20 protein-coding genes are annotated in these 26179 nt (G+C 61.4%); 14 read left to right on the top strand and 6 right to left on the bottom strand.

Translation table 11 applies throughout. The features are described from left to right. From Uis1B_RS02330 to Uis1B_RS02315, 3 genes are all read right to left on the bottom strand, one after another. On the bottom strand, positions 1 to 459 hold a 459-nt coding region (locus Uis1B_RS02330; protein ID WP_133124804.1), incomplete at its 3' end, for a helix-turn-helix domain-containing protein. A gap of 235 nt (positions 460 to 694) precedes the next feature. After that, a complete protein-coding gene (locus Uis1B_RS02320; RefSeq protein WP_101615189.1) occupies positions 695 to 1963 on the bottom strand; it encodes an MFS transporter in 1269 nt (422 codons plus the stop codon). A 247-nt stretch (positions 1964 to 2210) separates the two neighbouring features. Beyond that, complete coding sequence (locus Uis1B_RS02315; RefSeq protein WP_101615187.1) at positions 2211 to 3962, bottom strand: glycoside hydrolase family 13 protein; 1752 nt, start codon at positions 3960 to 3962, stop codon at positions 2211 to 2213. A gap of 478 nt (positions 3963 to 4440) precedes the next feature. On the opposite strand from Uis1B_RS02315, the gene Uis1B_RS02310 reads away from it, so the two are divergent. The 13 genes from Uis1B_RS02310 (at position 4441) to Uis1B_RS02245 (ending at position 18643) form a co-directional block, all read left to right on the top strand. After that, a complete protein-coding gene (locus Uis1B_RS02310; protein WP_101615185.1) occupies positions 4441 to 5490 on the top strand; it encodes a LacI family DNA-binding transcriptional regulator in 1050 nt (349 codons plus the stop codon). Positions 5491 to 5633: 143 nt separating this feature from the next. After that, positions 5634 to 6341 carry an oligoribonuclease gene (orn, locus tag Uis1B_RS02305; RefSeq protein ID WP_101615183.1) on the top strand — a complete coding sequence of 236 codons (708 nt, stop codon included), beginning with the start codon at positions 5634 to 5636 and terminating at the stop codon, positions 6339 to 6341. Positions 6342 to 6640: 299 nt separating this feature from the next. Then, positions 6641 to 7285: an amino acid ABC transporter permease gene (locus Uis1B_RS02300; RefSeq protein ID WP_101615181.1), complete on the top strand. Its 645-nt coding sequence runs from the start codon at positions 6641 to 6643 to the stop codon at positions 7283 to 7285. Between the two features lies 1 nt (position 7286). After that, positions 7287 to 7952, top strand: coding sequence for an amino acid ABC transporter permease (locus Uis1B_RS02295; protein ID WP_101615179.1), 666 nt, complete (start codon positions 7287 to 7289; stop codon positions 7950 to 7952). A 114-nt stretch (positions 7953 to 8066) separates the two neighbouring features. Then, a complete protein-coding gene (locus Uis1B_RS02290; RefSeq protein WP_165782686.1) occupies positions 8067 to 8960 on the top strand; it encodes a substrate-binding periplasmic protein in 894 nt (297 codons plus the stop codon). Positions 8961 to 9147: 187 nt separating this feature from the next. After that, the gene (locus Uis1B_RS02285) at positions 9148 to 9957 is read left to right on the top strand and encodes an amino acid ABC transporter ATP-binding protein (RefSeq protein ID WP_101615175.1); all 810 of its coding nucleotides are present in this window, start codon (positions 9148 to 9150) and stop codon (positions 9955 to 9957) included. A 260-nt stretch (positions 9958 to 10217) separates the two neighbouring features. Further along, a complete protein-coding gene (locus tag Uis1B_RS02280) occupies positions 10218 to 11423 on the top strand; it encodes a proline reductase-associated electron transfer protein PrdC (RefSeq protein ID WP_101615173.1) in 1206 nt (401 codons plus the stop codon). Between the two features lie 61 nt (positions 11424 to 11484). Beyond that, on the top strand, positions 11485 to 13260 hold the full coding sequence (gene prdA / locus Uis1B_RS02275) for a D-proline reductase (dithiol) proprotein PrdA (RefSeq protein ID WP_101615171.1): 1776 nt from the start codon (positions 11485 to 11487) through the stop codon (positions 13258 to 13260). Positions 13261 to 13308: 48 nt separating this feature from the next. Continuing rightward, the gene (locus Uis1B_RS02270) at positions 13309 to 13497 is read left to right on the top strand and encodes a CBO2463/CBO2479 domain-containing protein (RefSeq protein ID WP_101615169.1); all 189 of its coding nucleotides are present in this window, start codon (positions 13309 to 13311) and stop codon (positions 13495 to 13497) included. A gap of 91 nt (positions 13498 to 13588) precedes the next feature. Next, positions 13589 to 14326 carry a D-proline reductase (dithiol) protein PrdB gene (gene prdB / locus Uis1B_RS02265; protein WP_101615167.1) on the top strand — a complete coding sequence of 246 codons (738 nt, stop codon included), beginning with the start codon at positions 13589 to 13591 and terminating at the stop codon, positions 14324 to 14326. A gap of 92 nt (positions 14327 to 14418) precedes the next feature. Beyond that, entirely contained in the window at positions 14419 to 15048 is a 630-nt protein-coding gene (locus Uis1B_RS02260) for a TetR/AcrR family transcriptional regulator (RefSeq protein ID WP_101615165.1), read from the top strand. 104 nt (positions 15049 to 15152) lie between these two features. Next, positions 15153 to 16322 (top strand): proline racemase family protein, encoded by a 1170-nt coding sequence (locus Uis1B_RS02255; RefSeq protein ID WP_101615163.1) that lies wholly within the window; start codon positions 15153 to 15155, stop codon positions 16320 to 16322. A gap of 1166 nt (positions 16323 to 17488) precedes the next feature. Continuing rightward, positions 17489 to 18643, top strand: a complete 1155-nt coding sequence (locus Uis1B_RS02245) for a hypothetical protein (protein ID WP_101615161.1) — start codon at positions 17489 to 17491, stop codon at positions 18641 to 18643. A 244-nt stretch (positions 18644 to 18887) separates the two neighbouring features. Here Uis1B_RS02245 and Uis1B_RS02240 read toward each other — a convergent pair whose 3' ends face one another. Together Uis1B_RS02240 and Uis1B_RS02235 are read right to left on the bottom strand one after the other, a co-directional pair. Then, positions 18888 to 21008, bottom strand: coding sequence for a CocE/NonD family hydrolase (locus tag Uis1B_RS02240; RefSeq protein ID WP_101615159.1), 2121 nt, complete (start codon positions 21006 to 21008; stop codon positions 18888 to 18890). Positions 21009 to 21106: 98 nt separating this feature from the next. Continuing rightward, positions 21107 to 22570, bottom strand: coding sequence for an MFS transporter (locus Uis1B_RS02235; RefSeq protein WP_101615157.1), 1464 nt, complete (start codon positions 22568 to 22570; stop codon positions 21107 to 21109). 165 nt (positions 22571 to 22735) lie between these two features. Between Uis1B_RS02235 and Uis1B_RS02230 the strand changes: the two genes are divergently transcribed. Beyond that, positions 22736 to 23437 carry a TetR/AcrR family transcriptional regulator gene (locus Uis1B_RS02230; protein WP_101615155.1) on the top strand — a complete coding sequence of 234 codons (702 nt, stop codon included), beginning with the start codon at positions 22736 to 22738 and terminating at the stop codon, positions 23435 to 23437. Between the two features lie 188 nt (positions 23438 to 23625). On the opposite strand, the gene hypD is transcribed toward Uis1B_RS02230, so the two are convergent. Then, entirely contained in the window at positions 23626 to 26055 is a 2430-nt protein-coding gene (gene hypD, locus Uis1B_RS02225) for a trans-4-hydroxy-L-proline dehydratase (RefSeq protein ID WP_101615153.1), read from the bottom strand. Positions 26056 to 26179 lie beyond the last annotated feature (124 nt).

Here is a 26179-nt window from a genome sequence, read left to right as displayed (position 1 = left end):
CGGCGAGGGCATGGTCTCCTTGAGCCGTCCGGCGACCCTATGGGCGATCCGGCCCGCGGTGCGCCATGCGACGCGCAGGAACCCGCTCACCGTCTTCTGGTTCGCCACGGTCATCAGCCACGCGCACTCCGCCTCGAAATCACGCGTGAACCGGCTGCCGGGCTCGGCCCACGGCATGGCGGCGACGACCACGCCGCACCCGGGGCAGTCCACGCGCGGCATCATGGCGACCAGCTCCACCCGCCAGCAGCCGAAGTCCTGGTGACGCCAACGGCGCACGCCGCCGCCCCGGTCATAGCCCGGACACCGCCGACCGCAGCGGGAGCATCTGAGCATGCCGGCATGCGGGCGCACGCGCACCTCGAGCACGGGCTCGGGACGCAGCGGCGAGTCCGCGACCCGCACGTCCTCGACGACCATGCCTTTGACGTTGAGAAGACGTTTGAATAAGCTGTTCATCAGGCGTTCTCCGTGGTTCATTTCTTTGGTCGGAAAACAGAATACACGGGAACGCCCCTCACGCTTACGAAATCAACGGCTCAACGACGAACCCACACCCACGAAAACAGCAATAGCGCCAAAAGTTCCCGCCTCGGCTTTGCGGCTGAGGCGGGAACTGGGGGAAGGGATGGAACGGTACGTGCTGGATGGTCTGTCCGGCCTGTGGTTCCGGTTTCGGGCGAACCTGTGAGAGTTACTTGACGCGCTTGATGCCGAGGACGGCGATCGCGGCGATCGCGGCCATGGCGATCGCGGTCGGGAACACGAAGTTGTAGGAATGGGTGGCGGCGACGATGCTGGAGGTGATCGCCACGCCGATGGCCTGTCCGGCGCAGGTGGCGATGTTCATGAAGCCGAGGTCCTTGCCGGCGGTCTCCTTGTTCGGCAGCACGTCCACGTTCAGCGCCTGGTCGACGGAGAGGTACATGCCGTAGCCGAAGGATGCGATGCCGCCGAAGAGGAACATGCCCATCTGGGTCGGGAAGATCCACGGCATGGCCAGGCCGATGGCGAACACGGCGCAGGCGACGGCGATCGGGGCCTTGCGGCGGTGGAGGGCGTCGGCGATCGGGCCGGAGATCAGGGACGCGATCATAGAGGCGACCATGGTGAGCACAGAGATCACGGACATGGACACGGCGGCCTGCTTGGTGGATTCGCCGATGTGATCGGTGAGGATGTACAGCTGGTAGCTGAAGATCATCTGGTAGGCGACGATGAGGCAGGTGCGGCAGATGAACGCGCGGTAGAAGTCGCCGCAGTCCTTCAGCGGCGGGGTGAGGGATTCGATGATCACCTTCCACATCGGCTTGGAGGTGTCCTTCACCATGTCCTTGCTGGACGGTTCCTTCGGTGTGATGACGACGGCGAGCACACCGGCGGCCAGTGCGCACAGACCCGTGCAGATGAAGCCGATCTCAACGTTTTCGATGAAGCGGGAGCCGATGAGGGTGCCGATGCCTTGGCCGATCACACCACCGCCGCCGATGGCCGCGGAGACGGTCGCGCGGTTGGATTCCTCGACGCGATCGGAGATGAGCGCGTAGATCGGGGCCTGTACCATGTTCAGGCCGATGAGGGCGACGACGTAGCAGATGCCGATGATGACGGCGGTGGACGGACGGCTCAGCGACCAGAAGCAGATGCCGTAGATGAAAGCGCCGGTGAAGATCCACGGGGTGCGCTTGCCCCAGCGGCTGGCGGTGCGGTCGGAAAGCGCGCCGATGAACAGGGCGATGAAGATGGATGCGATGGAGCCGGCGGAGTTGATGGCGCCGAGGGCGGCGGTGGATTCGGTGGCGCCCATGCCGAGATCGGCGCGCAGACGCTGCGGTACGAGTACGGACATGGTGCCGAAGAAGGCGACGCCGGAGAGCACGGCGAAGGCCATGAAGCCGCCGACGTAACGCCACTTCTCCGACTTGGTGTTTGCCGGAGTCGGGTTCACTGTTGCAGTGGTCATTTCCTTTTTCTCCTCTTTGAGATGCTGGTTGTTCGGGTGAAGTCTTTCGCTGTTGCGAGGAATCCCTCGGCCGTGGGTTGTCTGGTTCGGGCGAGAGGGAGTGTTCGGCATGTATGTCGCTCGACCGTAGGCTAGCGTCCGGCTTGTCCGGACGCGGGGCCGAACGGCCTTGAGTGTGTCGAGCAACATACATGCCGGGCCGACCGTCCCAAGAGCGCGGGAGACTCGTTGGAACGGTCGGAGCGATTCAGAGCTGGATCCAGGCGGAGGTGTCCTGGGGGAGCTTGCCGTCTTCGGTCAACGGGCCGGAGGTGAGCAGCAGTTCGCCGGCCGGCAGGTCGACCGGGTCGGCGCCGAAGTTGGTGATCGAGGCCCAGCCGTTGGCTCGCTTGTAGGCGATGGTGCCGCCGGTGAAGCCGTTGGCACCATCCGGCTTGCCGCTGGAACGGTCCTCGGGCAGCCATTCGATGCTCAGGTCGGTGGTCTGCAGCTGGTGGCGCAGTTCCAGCACCTTGCGGTAGAGGTTGAGCATGGAGTTCGGGTCGGCGTCCTCCACGTCTGCGGCGAAGTCCTTGTACCATGCCGGCTGCGGCAGGTGGGGTTCCTCGGCTGCGTCGGCGGGGGAGAACCCGAAGGAGCCTCCGGTGCCGAATTCATCATCGGGGTTCTCCAGCTTCGGGGCGTCGGCGGCCACCCACGGCAGCGGCACGCGGCAGCCGTCGCGGCCCTTGGTGCTGGCGGCCTGCGAGGTGCGGTGGCCGGAAGGGTCCTCCACACGGTCCCATGGGATGTCGGCCACCTCGAACAGGCCGAGCTCCTCGCCCTGATAGATGTAAGCAGAGCCTGGCAGGGCCATCTCCATGAGGATCGCGGCGCGGGCGCGTTTGGTGCCGAGCTCCTTGTTCAGCGGATAGGTGGTGCCGTCGCGCAGCACCCAATCCTTGGCGAGCTGGTGGTATTCGCTGGTGGGTACCTGCGGCAGTCCGTAACGGGTGGTGTGGCGGACCACGTCGTGGTTGCTCATCACCCAAGTGGCGGAGGAGCCGGAACGGTCGGCGCTGGCGATGCCCTCTTCGATGGCTTCGTGCATGGCGTCGCGGATCCAGTCCTTCTTGGCGAATTCGAAGTTGAAGATCTGTCCCAGATCGTCGGGGCTGGCGTACAGGTACTGGCGGTTGGGCTGTACCCAGGCTTCGGCCACGGCGAAGGCGGGCGGGTTGTACTCGTTGAACACCTTGCGCCACTCGTGATAGATCTCGTGGACTTCGTCGCGGTCGATCACCGGGTGGGATCCGTCGTCGGGCTGGTCGGAGGTGCACCACACCACGTAGTTGTCGAGGTCGTCGCGGTCGAGGTCCTTGGCCAGGCCGTGGGCCACGTCCACGCGGAAGCCGTCGGCGCCGTGGTCGAGCCAGAAGCGCAGGGTCTTGATGAAATCGGCGCGCACCTCGGGGTTCTTCCAGTTCCAGTCGGGCTGTTCCTTGGTGAACATGTGCAGGTACCACTGACCGTCGGGAACGCGGGTCCAGGCGGGGCCGCCGAAGTGGTTGTCCCAGTTGGTGGGCGGCAGGTCGCCGTTGGGGCCCTTGCCGTCGCGGAAGATGTATCGGTCGCGTTCGGGGGAGCCGGGGGCCGCGGCCAGCGCCTCCTTGAACCATTCGTGCAGGTTGGAGGAGTGGTTCGGGACGATGTCCACAACCACCTTGATGTTGCGTTCATGGGCGGCCTTGGCGAGTTCGTCGAAGTCGTCCATGGTGCCGAGCTTGGGGTCGACGTTGCGGTAGTCGTCCACGTCGTATCCGCCGTCGGCGAGCTGGGAGGGGTAGAAGGGGCTGAGCCAGATGGCGTCGACGCCAAGCTTGGCGAGGTAGTCGATCTTTTCGGTCACGCCGGCGATCTGTCCGAGGCCGGAGCCTTTGGAGTCCTTGAACGAGCGGGGGTAGACCTGATAGACGACGGCCTGCTTCCACCACAGTGCCGGATCGGTTGCTGCTTCCATGATCATTCCTTCCCTTCGAATGTTTCCGTTGTTAATAAAAACGCTTGCACTATGGATTGTCGTATAGGCACTTGGTTCTCAATGTGCTTATCGGTCAGTTCTCATCGGTCTTTGCGAGACTTTTGGAACATGTTGGAGCGTTGTGCGTCGTTGCGTTTTTGCTTAACGTTGTTAATGATAATAGCGTTTGCATCGAATTTATCAAAACGTTATCGGCGTGTCGCTTTTGAGGGTATATAAAAACGTTGAAAATACAGACGTTTCAGTAGTGCAAACGCTTTTATGTATAATGATCGTATCGTTTGCATCATGGTACCTGGCGGCGATGCTGGGCAAGGAATGATAGTCATTGGTGGAAATGTATTCGTTGTTCCGTCATGACGCATACAGTAAGGCATGCAATCGCATGGTGAAACGGGCATGGTGGAACGGTTTCGATGTGGATTCCTGCAGGTGACGATGAGATACGGAGGTCAGGATGGCGCGTACGACGATCGGCGATGTGGCCAGGGAGGCCGGAGTCTCCGTATCCACGGTCTCCCGTGCCCTGCGCGGGCTCGACAAGGTGAACCCCCAAACCCGCAAACGTGTGGAAGGCGCCGCGGAACGGTTGCACTTCAGTTTCTCCAAAAGCGCATCATCGCTGGCCAGCGGCAAAACCATGCGCGTGGCGGTGCTGCTGCCCAACGGAATCAGCGGCTGGTTCACCTCGCACGCATTCGAGGGCGTGTATGAAGTGCTCTCGCAGGAAGGATACGACGTCATTCCCTACGTGATGTGGGAGAAAAAGAATCTGGACCGATTCGTGCAGGGATTGCCCGGCAGTCAGAACGTGGACGCCGTCGTGGTGGTCTCCTTCGCGCTGACTGAAGATCAGACGCGGATCCTGCGGGAGATGACCGTACCGGTACTGGGGCTCAACACGCCGAACGACGACGGTTTCTCCGCCACCGCCCGTGTGGACGACATCGCCGCCATGCGTTCGCCGGTGCGACTGCTGCATTCGCTCGGGCATCGCAGTCTGGCCTATGTGGAACAGCCGGAGATCTCACCGTTCCTCAGCACATCCGATCTGCGTTCGCGCGGATTTTCGGAGGCCGCCGCCGCACTGGGGTACGATGAGGAGAACATTCTGCTGATTCCGGCCGTGGGCCATACCGGCATGAAAAGCGAACAGGACGAGTTCTCCGGCATCGCGGCGCAGCTGATGAGCGCGCCATCGGCACCCACCGGCGTATGCGTGGAGAACGATAAGGTGGCCACCTCGCTGGTCAAGGAGCTTCGGCGGCTGGGTGTGGACGTGCCGGGGGACATGTCGGTGATCGGTTTCGACGACGACTACCGGGCGTCGCTGATGGAGCTGACCACCGTGCATCAGGATCCGCTGGAGACGGGCCGTCTCATCGGGCGCAAGACGCTGACCCTGATGAGGGGGGAGACCCTCGACGAACCGTATACGGTGATTCCCACCTCGCTGGTGCTGCGCGACACCACCAATGCGGCTCCACGCAGCGGGCATGACGAATGATGCGGATGCGCCGAACGTGTCGGGGGTGACCGCCTGCGGACGTCCGGTCTTCCGCTGTTCGGCCGCCGAGGTATGCTGTCATGTTCGACAATGACGAGCGTGACGTCCGACCGCGGACGACACGCAAGGGAAAGGCGGCGGCAATGGCATCGCATAACGACAAGGAGACCTTCGATCCCAAGGAGTCCCGACTCATCTGGATCGACTGCGAGATGACCGGTCTCGACATCTTCCGCGACGAGCTGTGCGAGGTGTCGGTGGTACCCACCGACTTCGATCTCAACGTGCTTGACGAAGGCATCGACGTGGTGATCAAACCATCCGACGCCGCGGTGGCGCACATGGACGACTTCGTGCGCAACATGCACACCTCGTCCGGGCTGATCGACGAGTGGAACGCCAACGGACTGTCGCTTGACGAGGCGCAGCGTCAGGTGATCGAATACGTGCGTCAGTGGCTGCCGAAGCGAGGCAAGGCCCACCTGGCGGGAAACTCGGTGGGCAGCGACAAGAAGTTCCTCGACCGCTACATGCCCGACCTGATGAGCCTGCTGCACTACCGCGTGATCGACGTGAGCACGCTCAAGGAGCTCGCCCGACGCTGGTACCCGGACGTGTACCTCAACAAGCCGGCCAAGCACGGCGGTCACCGTGCGCTCGCCGACATCATCGAGTCGCTTGATGAGCTGCGCTACTATCGCCAGGCGTTCTTCGTGCCGGCTCCCGGTCCCGACGCCGAGGGTGCCAAGGCCATCGCCGCCGACATCGAAGCCACCAGTCTGCTGCGCAGGTATGAAGAGAACGGCAATCCGGTGGAGGATCCGAACAAGGCCGAGAAGGCCGACTATTAAATCGCCATCCGATTCGTAGATCATCCGCCGAATGGCGTCCCCCTGCACGAAGCCTCTCCTCGCGAGAGGCTTCATCGTTCATAAGGTCGATTTATGACGAGCTATCGCACGGGGTGTTACGAATGGACTACGAACTAGAACCGGGTTCACTTCCGTTTAACGCCCGAGCAAAGAATTCGCCCCAAATACCCTCTTTAATGATTGCCATCACAGCACAACGGAATCAGGCATCATCCCACATCCGCCATTTCGTTCCGCTGTCTGAGGTTCATGAGCTAACAAAGAGGAAGGGGGCTCATATGGAGCCGCTTCTCGTCGTGCTTTCCGGACTTCCGATGACACTGCTGATCACGGTCGCCGCCTTTGCGATCGGTGCGGTGCTCGGCATTCCGATGGCACTCGGATTGAGAACCAAAGTGGCGCCGATCCGCTGGATCGTACGTCTCGCCGTCGACCTGCTCCGCGGCGTGCCGATGATCGTGTGGCTGTTCCTGCTGAAATTCGGCTTCTCCACACCGGCGTTCCGCATCACCGCTCTGGAGGCCGCCATCGTCGGACTGGGCCTGATCTCGGCCGGATATCTCGCCGACATCTATCGTGGCGGGCTGCAATCCGTACCGAAGGGCCAATACGAGGCCGCCGCCGCGCTGGGCATCCCCGGCACCGTATCGTTCTTCGGCGTGATCATTCCGCAGGCCGCACGCATCGTCAGCCCGTCGATCGCCACCTATCTGATCGGCCTGTTGAAGAACTCGTCCATCGCCTCCACCATCGCTGTCGCGGAAATGGTGTTCATGGCCCAGGGCTATGCGAAGCAGAACATCAATTCGGTGGCCGGCGTGCTGCCCTACGCCATCGCCGGCATACTGTACATCCTGCTCAGCATCCCGGTGGCCATGCTGTCGCGCAGACTCGACGCCAATCTGCGGAAGGCGGTGATCTGACATGACCACTCAGGAACCACTGCTGCAATTCTGGGCCGAAGGGCTTCCCGGCATGCTGCACGGTCTGCAGACCAGCGCGCTGCTCGCCGGCGTCTCCATGATCATCGGTCTGCCGCTCGGCCTGCTGCTGTGCATGATGGTGATGAGCCACAACCGCTTCACCAGCGCGCTTGGCCTGGTCATCGTCGAAATCGGACGAGGCATGCCGGCCCTGGTGATCCTGTATCTGGTGTACTTCGGTCTACCCACCTTCGGTGTGCTGCTCGACAGCTTCCCCTCGGCCATCATCGCCCTGGCCTGGAATTACTCCTGCTACTGCTCCGAGATCTTCCGCGCCGGCATCCAATCCGTGCCCGGCGGCCAGAGCGAGGCCGGCGACGCGCTGGGCCTTGCGGGCGGCACCACGTTCTTCTACGTGATCCTGCCGCAGGCATTCCGATCCATCGTTCCCGCACTGCTCGGTCAGACCATCCTCCTGTTCCAGGACACCTCGCTGGCCTACACCGTGGCCGTGCCGGAACTGATGAAGGAGGCCTACACCTACGGTTCCACCACCTTCCAGTACCTGCGCGTCTTCGTGCTCGCCGGCATCTGCTACGCGGTGGTCACCCTGCCGGCCTCGTGGATCACCCGCTGGCTGGAACGCCGGCTCGCCCTGAGCTACTGACCGGACCGGTCCCGGCCCGCGATGCCCGTTCACCGGACCTCGCCCGCGGACCCCGCACACTTACCCCCGAAATCCCACAAACCAACCAACCAACCAAGAGAGAGGAATATCGCCATGCGAATCTCACGAACCAGAAAAGTAATGGCGGCCGCCTGCGCCGCGCTGATGAGCGTCACCGCGCTCGCCGCGTGCGGCAGTTCGTCGAGCTCGTCGTCCGGTGCCAAGGAGGGCTGTACCCCGTTGGTGTCGAACATCACCACCATCAAATCCGGCACGCTCACCGTCGGCGTGATCGACCAGCCGCCGTACTCCAGCTACAACGGCGGCAACCCCGAAGGCATGGACATCGACTTCATCAAGGAGATCGCCGACGCCAACTGCCTGAACGTCGAATGGCAGCAGGCCTCCTTCGCCAATGCCATGCAGGCTATCTCGTCCGGCCAGGTCGACACCGCCACCGGCGACATCAACGTGACGGCCAAGCGCATGCAGGCCGTGGACTTCCCGGCGTCGATCTATCTGGAGGGCGTCGGCTACGCCTCCAAGAAGGGCGTGGACATCAAGTCCATCGACGACATCGACGCCAAGGGCATCAAGACCATCGGCATCGGCGACGGCTACGGATGGCTGGAAGACATGCAGAAGGTGTTCGGCGACAAGGTGAAGACCTATCCGAGCTCGGTGGAGATGAAGCAGGATCTCGAGGCCGGCCGAGTCGACATGATCATGGAGGCGTACGGCACCGCGGTCGACGAGTTCAAGGGCAACGACAACATCGTGGTCGAATACGCGAACAAGAACCCCGACAAGCGCATCAACTCGCTGGTGGAGCCGCCTGAGGTGAGCTATCCGTACACCAAGGGCAACACTTCGCTGGGCGATGCGATGACCAAGGGCATCCAGAAGATCATCAAGGACGGCAAGGTCAAGACCACGCTGAAGAAGTACGGCCTCGACGAGGGACTGGCCGACATCCGCTCCAAGCAGTACGTCGTGCCGATGAGCTGATCGGCGAGACGTCGATTCCGCATCGACGGTCGTCCTCGACCCCGCAGTCGGCTGCTGCCGGTTCGTGGTCGAGGGCCTCCGCCGCCGGCGGCATCCGCCGTGTTCGGCGTTCCGGCGATTCGCGATACGAGCATCGCACGGTATTCGAACAACGCATGGTATTCACACAGGCAGGAAGGGAATCAACATGACACTGGCATCATTGGTATCGCAGTCGGTGGCCGCGAAGACGACGGACGACGTCGATCACAGCAAATACATGATCGAGTTGGGCGCCGTGGCCAAGTCGTACAACGGCAACAAGATTCTGCACGAGGTGTCGCTGCGCGTGGAGCGCGGCGAAGTGTGCTCGATCATCGGCCCCTCGGGCGCCGGCAAGTCCACGCTGCTGCGGTGCATCAATCTGCTGGAGCAGCCCGACGACGGCAATATGGTGATCGACGGGCAGTTCGTCGACTTCACCGAGAATCTGGGCAAGGCCGATCTCATGGCGCTGAGGCGCAAATGCGGCATGGTGTTCCAGCAGTTCAATCTGTTTCCCCATATGAGCGCGCTGAAGAACGTGGTGTTTCCGCAGATGCATGTGCTTGGCCGCAGCAGGGAGGAGGCCGAGGAGCGGGCCATGGAGCTGCTCAAGCGAGTGGGGTTGGAGGATCGGGCCGATCATAAGCCCTCGCAGCTTTCCGGAGGCCAGCAGCAGCGTGTGGCCATCGCCAGGGCCCTGGCGCTCGACCCGGCCGTGATGCTGTTCGATGAGCCGACCTCGGCGCTTGACCCGGAGGTGAGCGGCGAGGTGCTCAACGTGATGCGCGAGCTGGCCGAAGGCGGCATGACCATGTGCGTGGTGACCCACGAGATGAGCTTCGCCCGCGACGTCGGCGATCATCTGGTGGTGATGGCCAACGGGTCGATCATCGACGAAGGCGATCCGAAGGAGATCATGGCGCACCCGGTCAACGAACGCACCCGGCAGTTCCTCAGTGCCGTAAACCGGTAGGGGCTGTCGGCTGGGGCCGCAGTGCTGTGGAAAAACCGAGCGATTTTCTTGTACTGTGTTCTAGATGTTTCGACGGTAACTTGATGGTAACACAGGAAAATCTGAGGTGTAACACAGTCTCTTCTACTCTATAAATAGAACACGTTCTAGAACAAAGAACATCGCTCCTGGAACGTGTTCACCCACGTAACCATCGCGCAGCAACCCTACGCGGAAATCCATGCAGGAACGAAACCCATACAGGAACGAGGTGGAATCGCATGAGCGCTCGCAAGCATCACATCATCGAATCCTCCCGGCTGTTCGCCGAGATCCCGGTGAAGAACCTGACCGATACCGAAGCCGGCATCATCGACAAGGTGAAGGAATCCGGTCTGGTCGGCATGGGAGGTGCGGGATTCCCCACCTTCAAGAAGCTCGCCTTCGGCAAAGGCTGCGAGACGGTGATCGCCAACGCCGCCGAATGCGAACCCCTGCTGGAGCACAACAACGCCCGGCTGGAAACCGACGCCGCCAAGGTGCTTTCCGGCCTCACCCTCTCGATGAGGGCGGTGGGCGCGAAGCGCGGCATCGTGGCCATCAAACCGAAGAACATCGTCGCCGTCCGCAGGCTGCAGGCCGTACTGGACGACGCGGCCGAAGGCAGGGTCGAATACGACATCGACCCCGCCATCGAGATCTCCTTCCTCAAGGACAGGTATCCGGCCGGCGACGAGCGTGCCATCGTGCGTGACGTGCTGGGGACGCTGCTGCCGCCGGACGCCATCCCCAGTGCCGCCTCAGCCGTGGTGATGAACGTCGAATCGCTGATGCGCGTGCATAACGCCGTGGTCGAGAATCTGGCCGTCACCACCAAGGACATCACCGTGGCCGGGCGCATCGAAGGCAGCGGATTCCCCGACGACGTCAGCCTCGTGATCTACGACGTGCCGATCGGTCTGAAGGTACGAGACGTGCTTTCCGCACTGAAGATCCATACCCCGACGCCGGACGAGCAGATCATGATCGGCGGACCGTACATGGGCAGCCTCGGATCGCTTGACAGCGAGATCGGCGAGACCTGCGGCGGCATCATCATCGCCGGTCCGGAGATCCCCGACCCCGGTCCGATGGGCATCATCGTCTGCGCCTGCGGTGCCAGCGAGGAGCGTCTTCGGGCGATCGTCGAAGCCAAGGGCGCGCCGCTCGTCGACGTGAGACTGTGCAAGAACGCGTGCCGGCTGCCCAACGGAAGACTGAAATGCCGCAACCCCGGCATCTGCCCCGGGCAGGCGCAGAACATCATCGCACTGAAGAAGGAAGGCGCCACAAGCGTGCTGATCTCCCATTGCACCGACTGCTCCAACACCGTGATGCAGGTGGCTCCGAAACTCGGCATGCGCGTGCATCACGCCACCGACGCCTTCATGAGGGCCGGCGACGAGCCGATCATCCGTGCCTTCCGCAAAACGGTGAAGGCCGCGTAAACGAAACCCAACACATCCGTCATACGTATCAATCAACAACAATCAAGGGAAAGGAAACGACATGTCGCTATCTCAGGAAACGCTGGAGGCCCACCTCAACGACCCGGCGGTGCTGTGCTGCCGTCGTCCCGCAGGAACCGTGCTGAGCGCCGCTGATTTCGAGGATCCGACCATCTTCCCGGATCTGGTCGACTCCAACCTCATGACGCTGAAGGAAGGCGGCCTGACCATCAAGCAGGCCCTCGGCGCCACGCTGATCAACGATGGCGAGGCCCTCACCCAGCTCACCCCCGAACTGCTCGACGGTATCGCCGAGGAGGAGCCGGAAGCGGATGAGCCGGCCGACGAATCCGAGGATTCGGAATCCCCCTGCTGCTGTTCCGCTCCCGATGCGACGCCCGTGATCAGCGCATCCGACGGCTACGTGCACCTGCACCTCGACAAGGCCGAAGGCCTCGATCTGAGCTTCCCGGTCGGCGTCGTTTCCGGTGCACCCGTCCCGCCGGCGCCGGCCGCTCCCGCCGCGCCGTCCTCGGACGAATCCGCCGACGACGTTCCCTCCGACCGCGTGCTGCGCACCCTCGTCAAGAAGGACTACCCGGTCACCAAGGTCGTGCTCGGCGACGCCACGTCATACGCCGACGGCGTGCTCACCGTGGACACCGCGCTGGTCGACGCGGCCAAGAAGGCCGATCCGCTGGTGAAGGACGTGTCGATGGAGGTCATCGATCCGGCCGACCGCCACGTCTACTCCAACACCATCATGGACGTGATCCCGATCGCAGCCAAGGCCGAGGGCAAGCTCGGCGAAGGCGTGACCAACGTGCTCTCCGGCGCGGTGTTCGTGCTCACCGGCATGGACGAGGCTGGCGTGCAGGTGCACGAGTTCGGCTCCTGCGAAGGCTACATGGACGAGAAGATCCGCTACGGCCGTCCCGGCTGCCCCGACGAGAACGACATCATGATCCGCGTGGACGTGAAGATCGAGAAGGGTACCGGCATGGAGCGCCGCGGCCCGTTCGCCGCCCACAGCGCCGTCGACGTGATCGTGCACGCATGCCGCGAGGCCATCAAGGATCTTTCCGGCGTCAAGCCGATCAAGGAGGAGACCTTCAAGGACGTTCGCCGTGCCGGCAAGCCGCGCGTGGTGCTCGTCAAGGAGATCATGGGCCAGGGCGCCATGCACGACAACCTGCTCGTGCCCACCGAGCCCTGCGGCGTCAAGGGCGGTCAGAAGAACGTCGATCTCGGCAACGTGCCGGTGGTGCTCAGCCCGAACGAGGTGCTCGACGGCGGCATTCACGCCCTCGCCTGCATCGGACCCGCCACCAAGGAGATCACCCGTCACTTCTTCCGCGAGCCGATGGTCGAGGCGCTGCAGACCGACGAGGAGCTGGATCTCACCGGCGTGGTGTTCATCGGATCCCCGCAGGTCAACGACGAGAAGACCTTCGTCTCCGAGCGACTCGGTGCGCTGATCGAGGCCATGGAGGTGGACGGCGCGATCGTCACCACCGAAGGCTTCGGCAACAACCACATCGACTTCTCCGAGAACATCGCCGCCATCGGCTCCCGTGGCGTGCCGGTCGTGGGCGTCACCTTCGCCGCCTACCAGGGACAGCTGGTCGTCGGCAACAAGTACATGGACGCGATGATCGAGCTCAACAAGGATCCGGAAGGCTTCGAGAACGAGATCCTCGCCGACAACACCACCACTCCCGAGGACGCAGCCCGCGCGATCCTGATGCTCAAGACCAAGATGGCCGGCATCCCGATCGAACCGCCGGAGCACAAGTGGGACGAAGCCGTCATCGAGGCCAACAAGAAGCTCGTCTGAGCCGTTCCGACCGGGAATCGAAGACCAGCAGACCGAAAGGAGACGTAAATGCAGGTGGAACTCAGGCCCCTCAAGCTCAAGGGCGTCATCAAGGAAGTCACCGAGGTGGGCGTGCGCATCGGCGTCAACGGACGCATGGGCGTGCTGTCGCTGCCGCTGAGGCTGATCTACACCGACAAGCCGCTTGCGGTGGGTCAGGAGTGCGAGTTCTACCTCAGCTACGTCAACGTGATCTGATCGACGCGTCCGATCGCCGGTCATCCGGTCGTCCTCCATTCGATCATCCGCATCACCGTCATTCACATCAAGGCACATCAAAGGAGCCATCATGCCAACCAAGTTCAAGCTGACCACGGCCAAGGGCCTGAAGTCCGAAATCTACGTGCCCATCACCCCCAAGCCGGTGTGGACCCCGCTCACCAAACCGCTGAGCGAATGCAAGGTCGCCTTCATCACCTCAGGCGGCATTCACAAGAAGGATCAGACGCCGTTCAACACGGCCGGCGACTGGAGCTACCGTGAGATCCCGTCCGACACTCCGTCCGACGAGCTCATGGTCACCCACGGCGGCTTCGACAACTCCGACATCAACAAGGACGTCAACGCCATGCTGCCGATCGACCGTCTGCGCGAGCTCGTCAAGGAAGGCTTCATCGGCTCCCTGGTGCCCACGTTCTTCGGCTTCATGGGCGGCGGCGGCAACGTCGACAAATTCGAGCACGTCACCGGCCCGGAGATCGCACGGAAGCTCAAGGCCGAAGGCGCCGACATCGTACTCGCCACCGGCGGCTGCGGCACCTGCCACCGATCCTGCACGCTGGTGCTGCGCTGCTGCGAGGCCGAAGGCATGAGCACCTGCATCATCGCCGCGCTCCCGCCCATCGCCCGCCAACAGGGCGCGCCGCGCATCACCGCACCGCTCGTGCCGATCGGCTCCAACGCCGGCGAGCCGAACAACCCCACCATGCAGATGGGCATCCTCAAGGACACCCTCAATGCGATGGAGGAGTTCGACCACTTCGGACAGATGAAGGCCCTGCCCTACGAGTATCGCCACAACGTCTGATCCGTCATAACGACGATCGTCACGTCTCGCCGTCCCGTGCCGACCGGCGATTCCCGCACTGCGGCTGCATGCGATGAAAGGAGCGGTCTATCATGGAATCTGCATTTCTTTCCGCATTCAGTTTCGAAAGGCAGGACTCGTCAATGGCACGAGACGCGCGAGGCAGCATCATCGATGCCTCTTGGGAGCTCTTCAAGGAAAAGGGCTTCGAGAAGACCACCATTGATGACATCATTGCCAAAGCCGGCATCGCCAAAGGCACGTTCTACCATCACTTCCAAGGCAAATCCGCCCTGCTGGGAACCCTGAGCGACGTGTTCGACGAACAGTACCGCGAGATGGACGCCGAGCTCGATCCCGAAGGCTCGGCGGTCGAACAGATCGAATACCTCAACAGGCAGATGTTCGGATGGATCGAACGGCACGTACCGGTCGAGCTGCTCAGCGCACAGCTGGCGTCGCAGCTCAACGAGCGTGGAGACCGGTCTTTGGTGAACCAGGACCGCTTCTATTTCGCCATCCACCGCAAGCTGGTCGCCCGCGGTCAGGATCGCGGCGAAATCACGCGGGATTATTCCACACACGATATTGTCCGCCTCTATGCGATGGCGGAGCGATCGATGCTGTATGACTGGTGCCTGCATCAGGGTGCCCAGCCGCTGGTGGGGGAGCCCACCAGAATCGTAGCCGAAGTGCTGTCGCGCTTCGTGCGGCGAATATAGATTGCCCGGACGATCCGGACGATCCGACCGTCGGTCGACCTCCCCTTGCTGGACGCGTTGTGCATGCGCCTGCAACGCGCATGCGTTACCAAAGGGGAGTTGCCATGACGTTTACCGACACCTGCACCACCGTTAATCAGAACGCCACGGCCCACAGCGCCGCCGACGATTCATCCACCTTCCACGCCCGGGCGCTCGCCGCCGCGCGCGACGTGCTCAACGATGCGATGTTCAGCGACAGTCCTCGACTGACCACCGTGGAATCCCACACGCAGGGCGAGCCCACCCGCATTCTGGTGGGCGGACTGACCGTGCTCGATGACGAGCCCAGTGCCATCGCCGTGCGTGACAAGCTCATCAACGAATACGACGACATCCGCAAGATCCTCATGCTGGAGCCCCGAGGCCATCGCGACATGTTCGGCGCGATTCTGTTCAAACCCACCCGGTCCGACGCTGATCTGGGCGCGGTGTTCACTGATTCGGGCGGCTACCTCAACATGTGCGGGCACGGGTCCATCGGCGTCTCCACGTTCGCCGTGGAATCCGGCCTGGTCACCGGCAAATACGATTCCTTCGCCGAGATCGCGAACGACGACATCGACGTGCATCTCGACACCCCGGCCGGCCTCATCACCGTCACCGTGCATGTGCGCGACCATCAGGTCGAGAACGCCACATTGACCAACGTGCCGGCGTTCGTGGCGCTTGACCCGGTTTCCATCCATGTGGACGAGCCGGGCGTGCCGGTGCGGGACGTCACCGCCACGATCTCCTTCGGCGGTAGCTTCTTCGCCCTGGTGGACTTCGATTCGCTCGGCCTCGGCTACGACATCGACGCCGCGCATTCGCAGGAGATCGCCGACGTCGGCATGGCGATCCTCAGGGCCGCGCGTGAGCAGATCGATGTGCGGCATCCGCTGGTGGACATTCACGGCGTGGACCTGGTGGAGTTCGGGCAGTTCGACGCCGCAACCGGGCATTACCGCAACGGCGTGGTGTTCGGCGGCCGGCAGGTGGACCGTTCCCCCTGCGGCACCGGCACGAGCGCCAAACTGGCCACGCTGGTGGCGCATGGCGAGATGGAGATCGGCGACAGTGCCGTATTCGAGTCGATCACCGGCTCGAAGTTCATCGGATGCCCGGCCTCGCGCACCTCGGTGGCCGGCTACGACGCGATCGTGCCGCAGATCACCGGCAAGGCGTTCATCACCGGCGTGAGCACCTTCAAGCTCGACTCCACCGACATCTACCCCCACGGCTTCCTGGTGTGAAAACCTTGGCTGCCCTTATAGGTCACTTTGGCTTCCCTTTTTTGTGAGACTTCGCAAGCTGGCGGGCTGGGTTAAGGCTTCCCCCGGGTGTGGTTCAGGGGCGGCCATCCACAGGATGACTTTGCAACCTTGGCTTCCCCCTCGGGGGGAAGCTGTCATCCGAAGGATGACTGATGAGGGGGCAACACTCGTCCCGAGCAATCGCCAGCTGAGTCGGCTCGGGATGGTTTGGAAGAGTTCGTTCCGGTTTGATGGATTAGGATGCGAAAACCTCGGAATGACCACTAGTCCATCGGAATAGGGTTTCCGTGATTTTGGGAACCTTGAAATCATGCGGTTTTGAGGCCGCGGTTGCATTGTCTTCGATGGATTACGGTGCATTTCAGGCCCAATGCACCTTAAATCCACGGGATCCTGAAAAGTCATGCGGGGATATGCGGGTCGGCAATGACATCCCGTTTCGACGGTGAGGCGGCTTCATTGTCCATCTCGTTCATCGAATCCGAATTCTCTCATCTGTTAGCCGTGGCCTGAAGCGCAGCGCGAACCCTGTGATCGGCACGGCCGCAGAACGATCAACACGGTTCCGATCCTCCTGCACTTGCCCGACTGGCGCGACGCCGACGTCCAGCAGGCTGTCATTGGCAAAATGCAACACCTGTCCAAGCTCCTGAGGAACTCGTTGACCTAGGACTACAGGGAAACGCCCTAGCCCTGCACAAGCGTATTTCGGCCACACTGGACATGCAGGTGTATTTTCGCGACCCGCACCCCCGTGGCAGCGCGGCGCCAACGAGAACACCAACGGACTATCGCGCCAGTACTTTCCCAAAAGGCACCGACCTGAGCGCATACCACAAGGATTACCTCGACGCGATTGCCGATCAACAGCCGACTCCGCAAGACGCTCGACTTACAGGAACCCATCCGAAAAAACCTTTTATTTGAGAGGTTTCTGTTGTTTCTTTGTGGGCTGGATTGCTGATTCCGGTAGCAAGGTGTCAAGGCCGTCGCATCTGAGCATGACAAGCGTGATGAAGTTGGTGGCATGGTGGAAGTAGTAGTCATTGTTTTGCTCTAGCAGTGTGGGTTTTGGTTCGGGATTGTCCGCGACACAGGTACGAATGTAATAATATCTGGTGATTGGCTAACGCAATGGAGTGATTATGGGTGAGATGAAGAATCCGGTGGTCAATATGGATGACAGTGGTTCGGGAAAGAAAGGTCAGGTTTCTCAGTCGACTCCGTTACAAACGAGTAATCCTACAGAAAGAATTCCAGATGTTTCTCAGCAGAATGTTTCTCAGCAGACGGTGAGCCAAGCGGAGATTCCTGTCTCCGCTTCGGGCATGTCCGATACTCAGCAGTCTGAACCTGAATATGGACAACACGCTCCTACGGTGCAGTATCAGCAGATGAGGCAGGATCCCATGTATCCTCAGTCCAACGGATACCCGCAGCAACAAGCACCGAATCAGTACCCACTGCAGTTTTCATCTCAATATTCGCAGCCTCCTGCCGGCAAACATGCAAAGACAATTACGTTGAAAGTCTGGCAGTTTGTGCTGTCCTTGGTTGCAAGTGCTGTCGTTGGCTTCTTCGTTTTACTCTTCATTGTTGCTGGGGTTATAGAGATGACCGATGAATCGTCCTCGCAGGCTTCATCTCAATCCACGCAGCAACAACAACGGCAGGAAACCGAAAATCCGAAGACTGCTGAAAAAGAGAAAGTGACTCTCGAATCTATCAGTGTGGAATACTCTGGTAGTACGAAGGCCGGAACCGAGATTAACGATATGACAACAGGAATCTCTGTAACTGGTGAGTATTCCGATGGCAGTACGAAGACCATTGCCGAAGGCTATAAAGTAAAGAATCCCGGAAAATTGGAAGCAGGTAAGACACAAAAGTTCACAGTGATTTATGAAGGCCGTGAAGCGGAGTTTTCCGTGACGGTCGAGGAAAGTGACGATCAGTTCAAATCATCCACACAAAACATCCCGTTCGATGAACTGGCACGTAATCCTCAGGCAAATACGGGTAAGCGCGTGCATTTACATGGCAAAGTTGTACAAGTTATAGAAGACGATACTGTATCCCAGTATCGTGTAAGTGTTCAGCAGGATGATTATGGTAATTGGGACAGTGATCACGTAATTTATGTGATGTATGTGAGGACAAGTGCGGACAGCCGTATCCTTAAGAACGACATTGTTGATATATGGGGGACTTCACAGGGAACCATCACATACCAATCTTCGCTGGGAGGTGACATCACCATACCGAGTGTGACTGCTCGTATCATGCAAGTCAGTCAGTGATTGAAACAGAATTCCTGTTCCCGTGATGGTCTTTGATGATGCTTCGCGGTTAAGTTCATTTTGGTCAGCCCGTTCATGAGTACCCGTTTTCGAGCTGGTGGCGAACGGGCTGACCCAAGTAAAGATGCGCCTCTACTCCCTACGTCAGGAGCAGAGGCGCATTCAGTTCCAGAGAAGAAAACCGGGTTATAGGCCAAAACAGACACACATTCTGGCCTATAATCCAGAAGACTGAAGCGGGGACTTACAGTCCCCGGCGGGGGACCTTCTCGTCCCAATCGCGGTGGAATGATTCCTCGCCGTTGATCTTCACGGTCATGAACCCCTTGAGATAGAAGAAGTCCCGATCGGAGGTCTGGGTGACGACGATGTCGGCGTCGGTGAGCCAGCCTTCGCGGCCGTTCCTCATCTTCTGGGTGATCGTGTACTTCGCCGAGAGCGGATCCTTGTTCGACAGGGTGAGCTCGCGCTTGAGGTTATGCTCCACCACGGTGCCGATGTCGTCGAAGCGGTACACGCCCTCGCCGAATACGCCGCCCACGCCATCGGTGATCGAGGTCCACGAATCGTTGACCAGATCATAGGTGATCGTGCGATCCACATGGCCGGGGGAAAGCACGGTGGTGGGAGTGAGCGGCGCGCATTGCGCATCCGGGTCCGGCCCCTCGCAGTCCTTGCCCGTGAAGACGGGCAAGGTGAGCTTCGCGCTGCTCAGATCCAGCGACAGGGTCGCCAGTTCGGGCGATGGCCAGAACATCGGCCAGAACGAATTCGCCAGCGACAGGCGGATGCGATGCCCCTTGGGGAAGCGGTGCGCGCATACGTCCAGCCTCACGAAGGCGTCCACCGTCTCGCCCGGCGTGAGCTCGACGATGGTGTTTTGCCCCTGAAGATGCGTGAGGTTCATCACCCCGTAGGAGACTCGGGTCACCGCACCGTCGGGAGCGACGTCCGAAAGCTGCGCGAACAGCATGCTCACCGGCTTGTCGCTGGAAAGCTTCACGTCGAAGCGCGGGTAGCCGAGAATCTCCACGTCGTCGCTCAGCACGCCGCTGTCGAACGTCATGGTCATGCCGTCGTCCATCCGCTGATCGGCCGGGCTCTCGCCGGGAACGCCGGCGCCCATCCATTCGTTGGCCGTCAGACCATGATTCGGCAGCGTGCACAGTTCGACGATCTCATGATCGTCGTGTCCCGTCGCAGCGTCGTCCGCATCCAGCAGACGTCCGTAGGTCAGGCTCAGCTCCCTGCCGGTCACGTCGGCGGACGGCCAGGAGTCCACGCCCACCCAGCGACCACGGCTCACCGGGTGCACGGTTTCCGGTGGCATGGCATCCTCCAGCCACACGCGGGCCATCGGACCATCCATCGTATCGTTGTCGATGCCGCGAAGCCACTTGTCCCACCATTTCACCGCTTCGCCGAGGAAGTTCACGGCCGGTCCCGGGTATCCGTCATGCGCGAACACATGCGCCCACGGTCCGATCCACGCCTTGCGGGGTACGGAAAGCCCCTCCATCAGCGTGAGCACCGTGTTGGTGTAGGCGTCGGCCCACCCGTCGATCGCGAACACCGGCACGGTGATCGCCGAATAGTCCTCGCATACCGATCCGTGCTTCCAGTAGTCGTCGCGTGTGGGATGCTCCATCCACAGCTGCGGCCACAGCGGCATCTCGTCCAGACGTTTGAGGGTCTCCTCCTTCCATGTCTCCGGCTTGATGTCGGAGTCGATGGCACGGCTCTGATAGGCGAGCATGATGTTGCCCCACCAGAAGTTGTCGTTGAGCAGGCATCCGCCCTTGTAGTGGATGTCCTGATTGAACCGGTCGTCGGTGAATCCCACGCAGATGATCGCGCGCAGTGCCGGCGGTCGCAGCGCGGCCACCTGCAGCGAATTGAATCCGCCCCACGACTTGCCCATCATGCCCACGTTGCCGTCGCACCACGGCTGGCGGCTGATCCAGTCGATCGACTCCACGGCGTCGTCCTGCTCCTGCTGCAGGTATTCGTCCCTGAGCAGACCGTCCGATTCGCCGGCGCCGCGCATGTCCACGCGCACCACGGCGTATCCGTGACCGGCGAAATAGCCGTGCATCGGCTCGTCGCGGCCGCGCATGCCGTCGCGTTTGCGGTAGGGGATGTACTCCATGATCGCGGGCACCGGCTTGTCGGTCTTCGGCATCCACAGGCGGGCGGAAAGCCGCGTGCCGTCCTTCATCGGCACCCAGATGTTTTCGGTCACCTCCCAATCGTAGGGGAAGTCGGATTTGTCGAGCACCCGCTTCGCCGGGGCTGGGGATGTCGCCGGGGTTTGGGATGCCGGCTGCGTATCGGTTGTCTCCGATACCGTTGATTCGTTGGTCATGATTTCGCTCCTTTGCATGCGATGGTTGGATGTGGATGGTCTGAGGAATGGCTCCGGAAGTCGGCTGATGGATCGGTCCGGCCTAGGGGTCGAGCCGGTTATGCTTCGCTGACGGCCGGTTTCGAGGAGACCGACGCCACGAGTACGGTGTCGGATTTGGCGGCGGACTGCCTGGATTGCCGGGCCTTGGACTCTCGGGCCTTCCGCTCGGCCTCCTGCCGCTTGTACCGCTTGCCGAAGGTGTTGGTCCATAGGATCGAAAGCGCCAGTCCGATCACGGTCATGGCGATCATGAATCCGAAGTAGATGAAGTAGCCGGTCGATCCGGCATACTTGTCGAGGGTCACGCCGGCGAGCAGCGGGCAGAGCACCTCCGGCAGGTAGCCGACCGTGGAGACCACGCCGACCGCGAACCCGTAGACGCCGAGCGGCACGCCGCCTTCGGTGAGGAACGAGTAGAGCAGTCCGTAGTTGGAGAAGACGCCGAAGTAGACGATCGAGCAGGCGAACACCAGCATGACCATCTGTGCGGTGCCGGACATCCGCAGTACGAGGAAGAGCAGTGCGGTTCCCACGCCCATGAGGATGTATCCGCCGGTCATGGCGTTGCCGCGGCCGATGCGGTCGGCGAGGAATCCGCCTCCGGGGGCGGCGAACGGGCGGATGTACTGCTGCCACGCCGAAACCATGGCGGCCACTACCGCGGTGGTGCCGACGATGTTGCTGGAGAACGGCGCGAAGTAGAAGATCGACATGCGGATCGAATAGGTGGTGAACACCATCAGGATGATCAGCCACAAGGCGGGCATGCGCAGCAGGGTCAGTGCGCTGTGCAGGGTGAGACCGGATTCCCTGGCGGACTCCTCGGCGTCGTCGGCCTTGGCCGTGCCGGTATTGGCCGAGACCTCTGCCGCGGAGGCCTGTGCGGCTGCGTCCTGTGCGGCACCGGCCTTGGGCTCCTTGATCAGGAACGCGAAGATGACCGCGAGGATCAGCGGGGCCACCGAATAGAACACGATGATCCACCGGATGCCCAATGCGGGCATGGCCTTGACCTGGAAGAATCCGAAGATCGCGGTGGCGACGGCCAGATGCGCGGCGCCGAACACACCGCGGCCGCCTTCGAAGATGCCGTAGACGCGGCTCTGCTCGTCTTCGGTGCCCTGCATGCGGGTGATCTTCATCAATGCCGGCCAGAAGGTGAGCAGCGAGGTGACGCCCCACAGCAGGTAGATGGCCACCAGCATGTGGAAATCGGTGATGAACAGGTGCAGGAATCCGCCGAGACCGGTGGCGGTGAGCGAGAAGATCATGAGCTTCTTCGCGCCGAACTTGTCGGCGAGGATGCCGCCGATGGCGTAGGAGAAGACGCCGAGCAGACCGTATGCGCTGCCGAGCGCGCCGATCTGTGTGTTCGTGAGGTGGTACATCTGCTGATAGGCGTCGTAATAATAGGTGCGGAAGTATGGCAGTCCGTAGATGATCGAACCGGCGAATGACAGCAGGATCAGCGTGACGATGTTGTGCTTGAGCCCTATGGCATGTTCCTTGATGGCGTTCATATTCACCCTCCCGGATGAGGCGGTATGGATATGATTTAATAAACATGATTAGTTTGTAATCATGATTACCGAAGCGTTTCCGGTCGGTTACGCGATGCGAGGCACGGTTACACGGCCGATGCGAGACGAAGGCATAATGAATATGGGGGAAGGGGGAGTCGGCATATGGCTCGTGCAACCGGTACGAATCGTGCAACCGGTACGAATCGTGGAAGCGGCCGTGATCGGCGTCGTCAGCGCACGCTGATCGCCTTCATTTCGTCGGCGCAGCGGATCATGGAAGCCCGTGGCGTGGATCGCGTCACCATACGGGACGTAGCCGATGACGCCGGGTACAACAGTGCCACACTCTATCTGTATTTCAGCGATCTCGATCAGCTGGTGCTCTATGCGTCGCTCAAATATCTGAGTCTGTACAACAAGGCCGTGGCCGAGCGGCTTGCATCATGCCATACCGACCGTGACCGGTTCTTCGTCGCCTGGGAGGTGTTCTGCGAGGTGTCGGACCGGCATCCGGAGGCGTTCGAGCGCATCTTCTTCGGTGCGCATAGCCAGTCGCTTACCGACATCTGCGAACAGTACTATCGACTGTTTCCCGAGGAGCGGCAGGCGCCGGAAGAGCTGGCGCTTTCTCCGATCTTCTCATCGTTCTCCCTGCTGGAGCGCAATCTGCTCGTGCTGAGGCCGCTGTGCGTCGGCATGGACGAGGATCGTGTACGCATCATCAACGAGCTTATGGTGTTCGGATATGCCGGTCTGCTGCATCGTCGCATTGAAGAGAAGCGGGCCGGATTCGAGGGGGAACCGCTTGCCGTACGGTTCCGCGCGTATCTTGACTATCTTGTCAAGGATCTGCCTGCCGGCTGAACCATGTCGGTTGAGTTGCTCCGGACGTTCGTCGCAGCCGATGCTCGTTCGCAAGGGTTCGGCCATCCCTTTACTTGGTCAATCGATTCATGAATAGCCATTTTTCGGGCTCTTTGTGAACGGGTTGACCAAGTAAGGGGATGACTGGCCGGATGAAGAACGGTCAGTCATCCCCTTATGACTGGAACTCAGTACAGGGTCTGCTCGGTGCGGGCGATGATCTCGTCCTGCAGGGCCTTGTCCAGATTGTTGAAGTAGTCGGAGTATCCGGCCACGCGGACGATGAGATCCTTGTACTGCTCCGGATGCTTCTGCGCGTCGATCAGCGTGGCGCGGTCGATCACGTTGAACTGGATGTGATGGCCGTCCATCGCGAAGTAGCTGCGGATCAGGGCGCTCATGCCGAGAATGCCCTTCTTGCCGGCCACCACCTGCGGCGTGAACTTCTGGTTGAGCAGCGCGCCACCGGTCTTGAGCTGGTCCATCTTCGCGGCGGAGCGGATCACGGCGGTCGGGCCGTTGACGTCCGCGCCCTTCTCCGGTGCGATGCCGTCGGGCAGGGCGATGTGCTCGTGTCGTCCGTTCGGGGAGGCGAGCATCGTCTGGCCGAAGTACACATGGCAGGTGGTCGGCAGGAACTCCACGATGGTCTTGGAGCCCTTCGGGGTCGGGCGGCCCGCCACGATCTTCTGCAGGGATTCGGAGACATCGCGCAGCACGTCGTCGGCGTAGTCGTCGTCGTTGCCGTACTTCGGAGTGTGGTTGAACACCTGGTCGAACATGTCGTCGTAACCCTTGAAGTCGGCCTCGCAAGCGGCGAGCACCTCGTCCATGGAGAAGCGCTTGTCTTCGAAGACCTGCTTCTTGAACACGGTGAGCGAGTCGGTGACGGTGCCCATGCCCACGCACTGGATGTAGCTTGTGTTGTAGCGGGCGCCACCGCAGTTGTAGTCCTTGGCCTTGGCGATGCAGTCGTCGGTGATCACCGACAGCAGCGGCACGGGCAGCGTGTCCATGAACAGACGCTCGATGAGGTTGTTGCCGGCCACCTTGATGTCGGTGACGTACTTCAGCTCCCTCTCGAACGCGGCATAGAGCTCGTCGAAGCTCGTGAAGTCGCGCGGGTCGCCGCAGTCGAGGCCGATCTTCCTGTTGGTGTAGTGGTCGAAGCCGCGGTACATCACCAGTTCGAGGATCTTCGGCACGTTCAGGTAGCCGGTGAGCACATAGGCCTCCTTGCCGGCGGTGCCGGTCTCCACGCAGCCGGAGGCGATGCCGGCCTCGCGGGCGTCGTCGAGCGACTTGCCCATGTTCAGCAGCTCCTGGATGATGGCGTCGGAGTTGTAGAACGCCGGCTGGCCCCAGCCCTTGCGGCTGATCTTCACGGCCTCGTGCAGGAAGTGCTCCGGGGTCTTGCGGCTGATCTGCACGTTCGAGCTCGGCTGCAGCAGCTTCATCTCGTCCATGACCTCGAGGATCAGGTAGCTCACGTCGCTTACGCCGCAGGTGCCATCCGGACGCAGTGCGCCGGTGTTGAAGTTGCAGAAGTCGGTGTAGGTGGCGGATTCCTTCAGCGTGATGCCCACCTTCGGCGGGGCGGGCTGGTTGTTGAACTTCACCCACAGGCACTCCAGGTATTCGCGGGCCTGTTCACGGGTGAGCGTGCCGGCGGCCACCTCACGGTTGTAGAACGGCTCGAGGTGCTGGTCGAACTTGCCGGGGGAGTAGGCGTCCCAGTTGTTCATCTCCGAGGTGACGCCGATGTGGGTGAACCAGTACATCTGGATCGCCTCGCGGAACGTGCGCGGCGCATGGGCCGGCACGCGGTCGCACACCTCGGCGAGTTGTTCGAGCTCCTCGCGGCGCACCGGATCGTCGCATTCGGCTGCCTTCTCGCGTGCCAGGGCGGCGTAGCGCCGGCCGAGGATGATCATGCCCTCGCACACCAGATGCATGGCCTGCAGCTCGGACTGCTTGTGCTCGGCGTCCATGTCGTTGTTGTAGTCGATGGCGGCGAGCTCGTCGTCGATCCGCTTCATGAAGTCCGCATAGCCGGACTTGTAGATCTTGCCGTCGGCCACGGTGTGGCCCGGGCCGCGCTGGGCCATGAACTCGGTGTACATGCCGCCTTCGAACAGCAGATGCCACTCCTCGGGCAGCATGTTCATCATCTTGGTCATCGAGGCGCGATCCTGCCAGAACGGGATGATCACGTCGCGCTGGATCTCCTTCTGCTCCTCGGTCACCGAGAAGGAGACATGCTCGCGGTTGTTCATGTTGTCGAGATCCTCAAGGCTGTGGCAGCACAGTTCGGGGAAGGTCGGCGCGGACTGCGGGCCCACGCCCTTCTCGCCGACGATCAGCTCGTCGTCGCCCAGATACAGCGTGCGCTTCTCCATCAGCGTCTTGAAGAAGATGCCGCGCAGCACCGGCGTGGGCACCTTGCCTTCGTACTGCTTGTACACCTCGGTTTCGATGAGCGCGCGCTCCAGCGAAATGCTCGGGTGCGTGGTCTCGCTCAGCTCGCGCAGACGCTTGGTGCGCATGGTGGAGCCGCGCTTTTCGTCCCAGTTGATGCCGGTGGTGGTGTCTACCGGCGTGATGGTTGCGGTGGTCATAGGTGATTCCCCTTGATTGTTGGTTGATGTTGTGGGTTTGGATTGTGGATTGCAAGCAATGCCACCCAAGCTTCGCCTTACGGACTTCTCTTTGATGGGAAGTTGTCGGTATCGGCCGGCTGAT

It is taken from the genome of Bifidobacterium margollesii, assembly GCF_002860355.1.
Lineage (GTDB): Bacteria > Actinomycetota > Actinomycetes > Actinomycetales > Bifidobacteriaceae > Galliscardovia > Galliscardovia margollesii.
The sequence above is the reverse complement of the archived record's forward strand: the minus strand, read 5'-3'. Positions and strand labels throughout refer to the sequence as shown.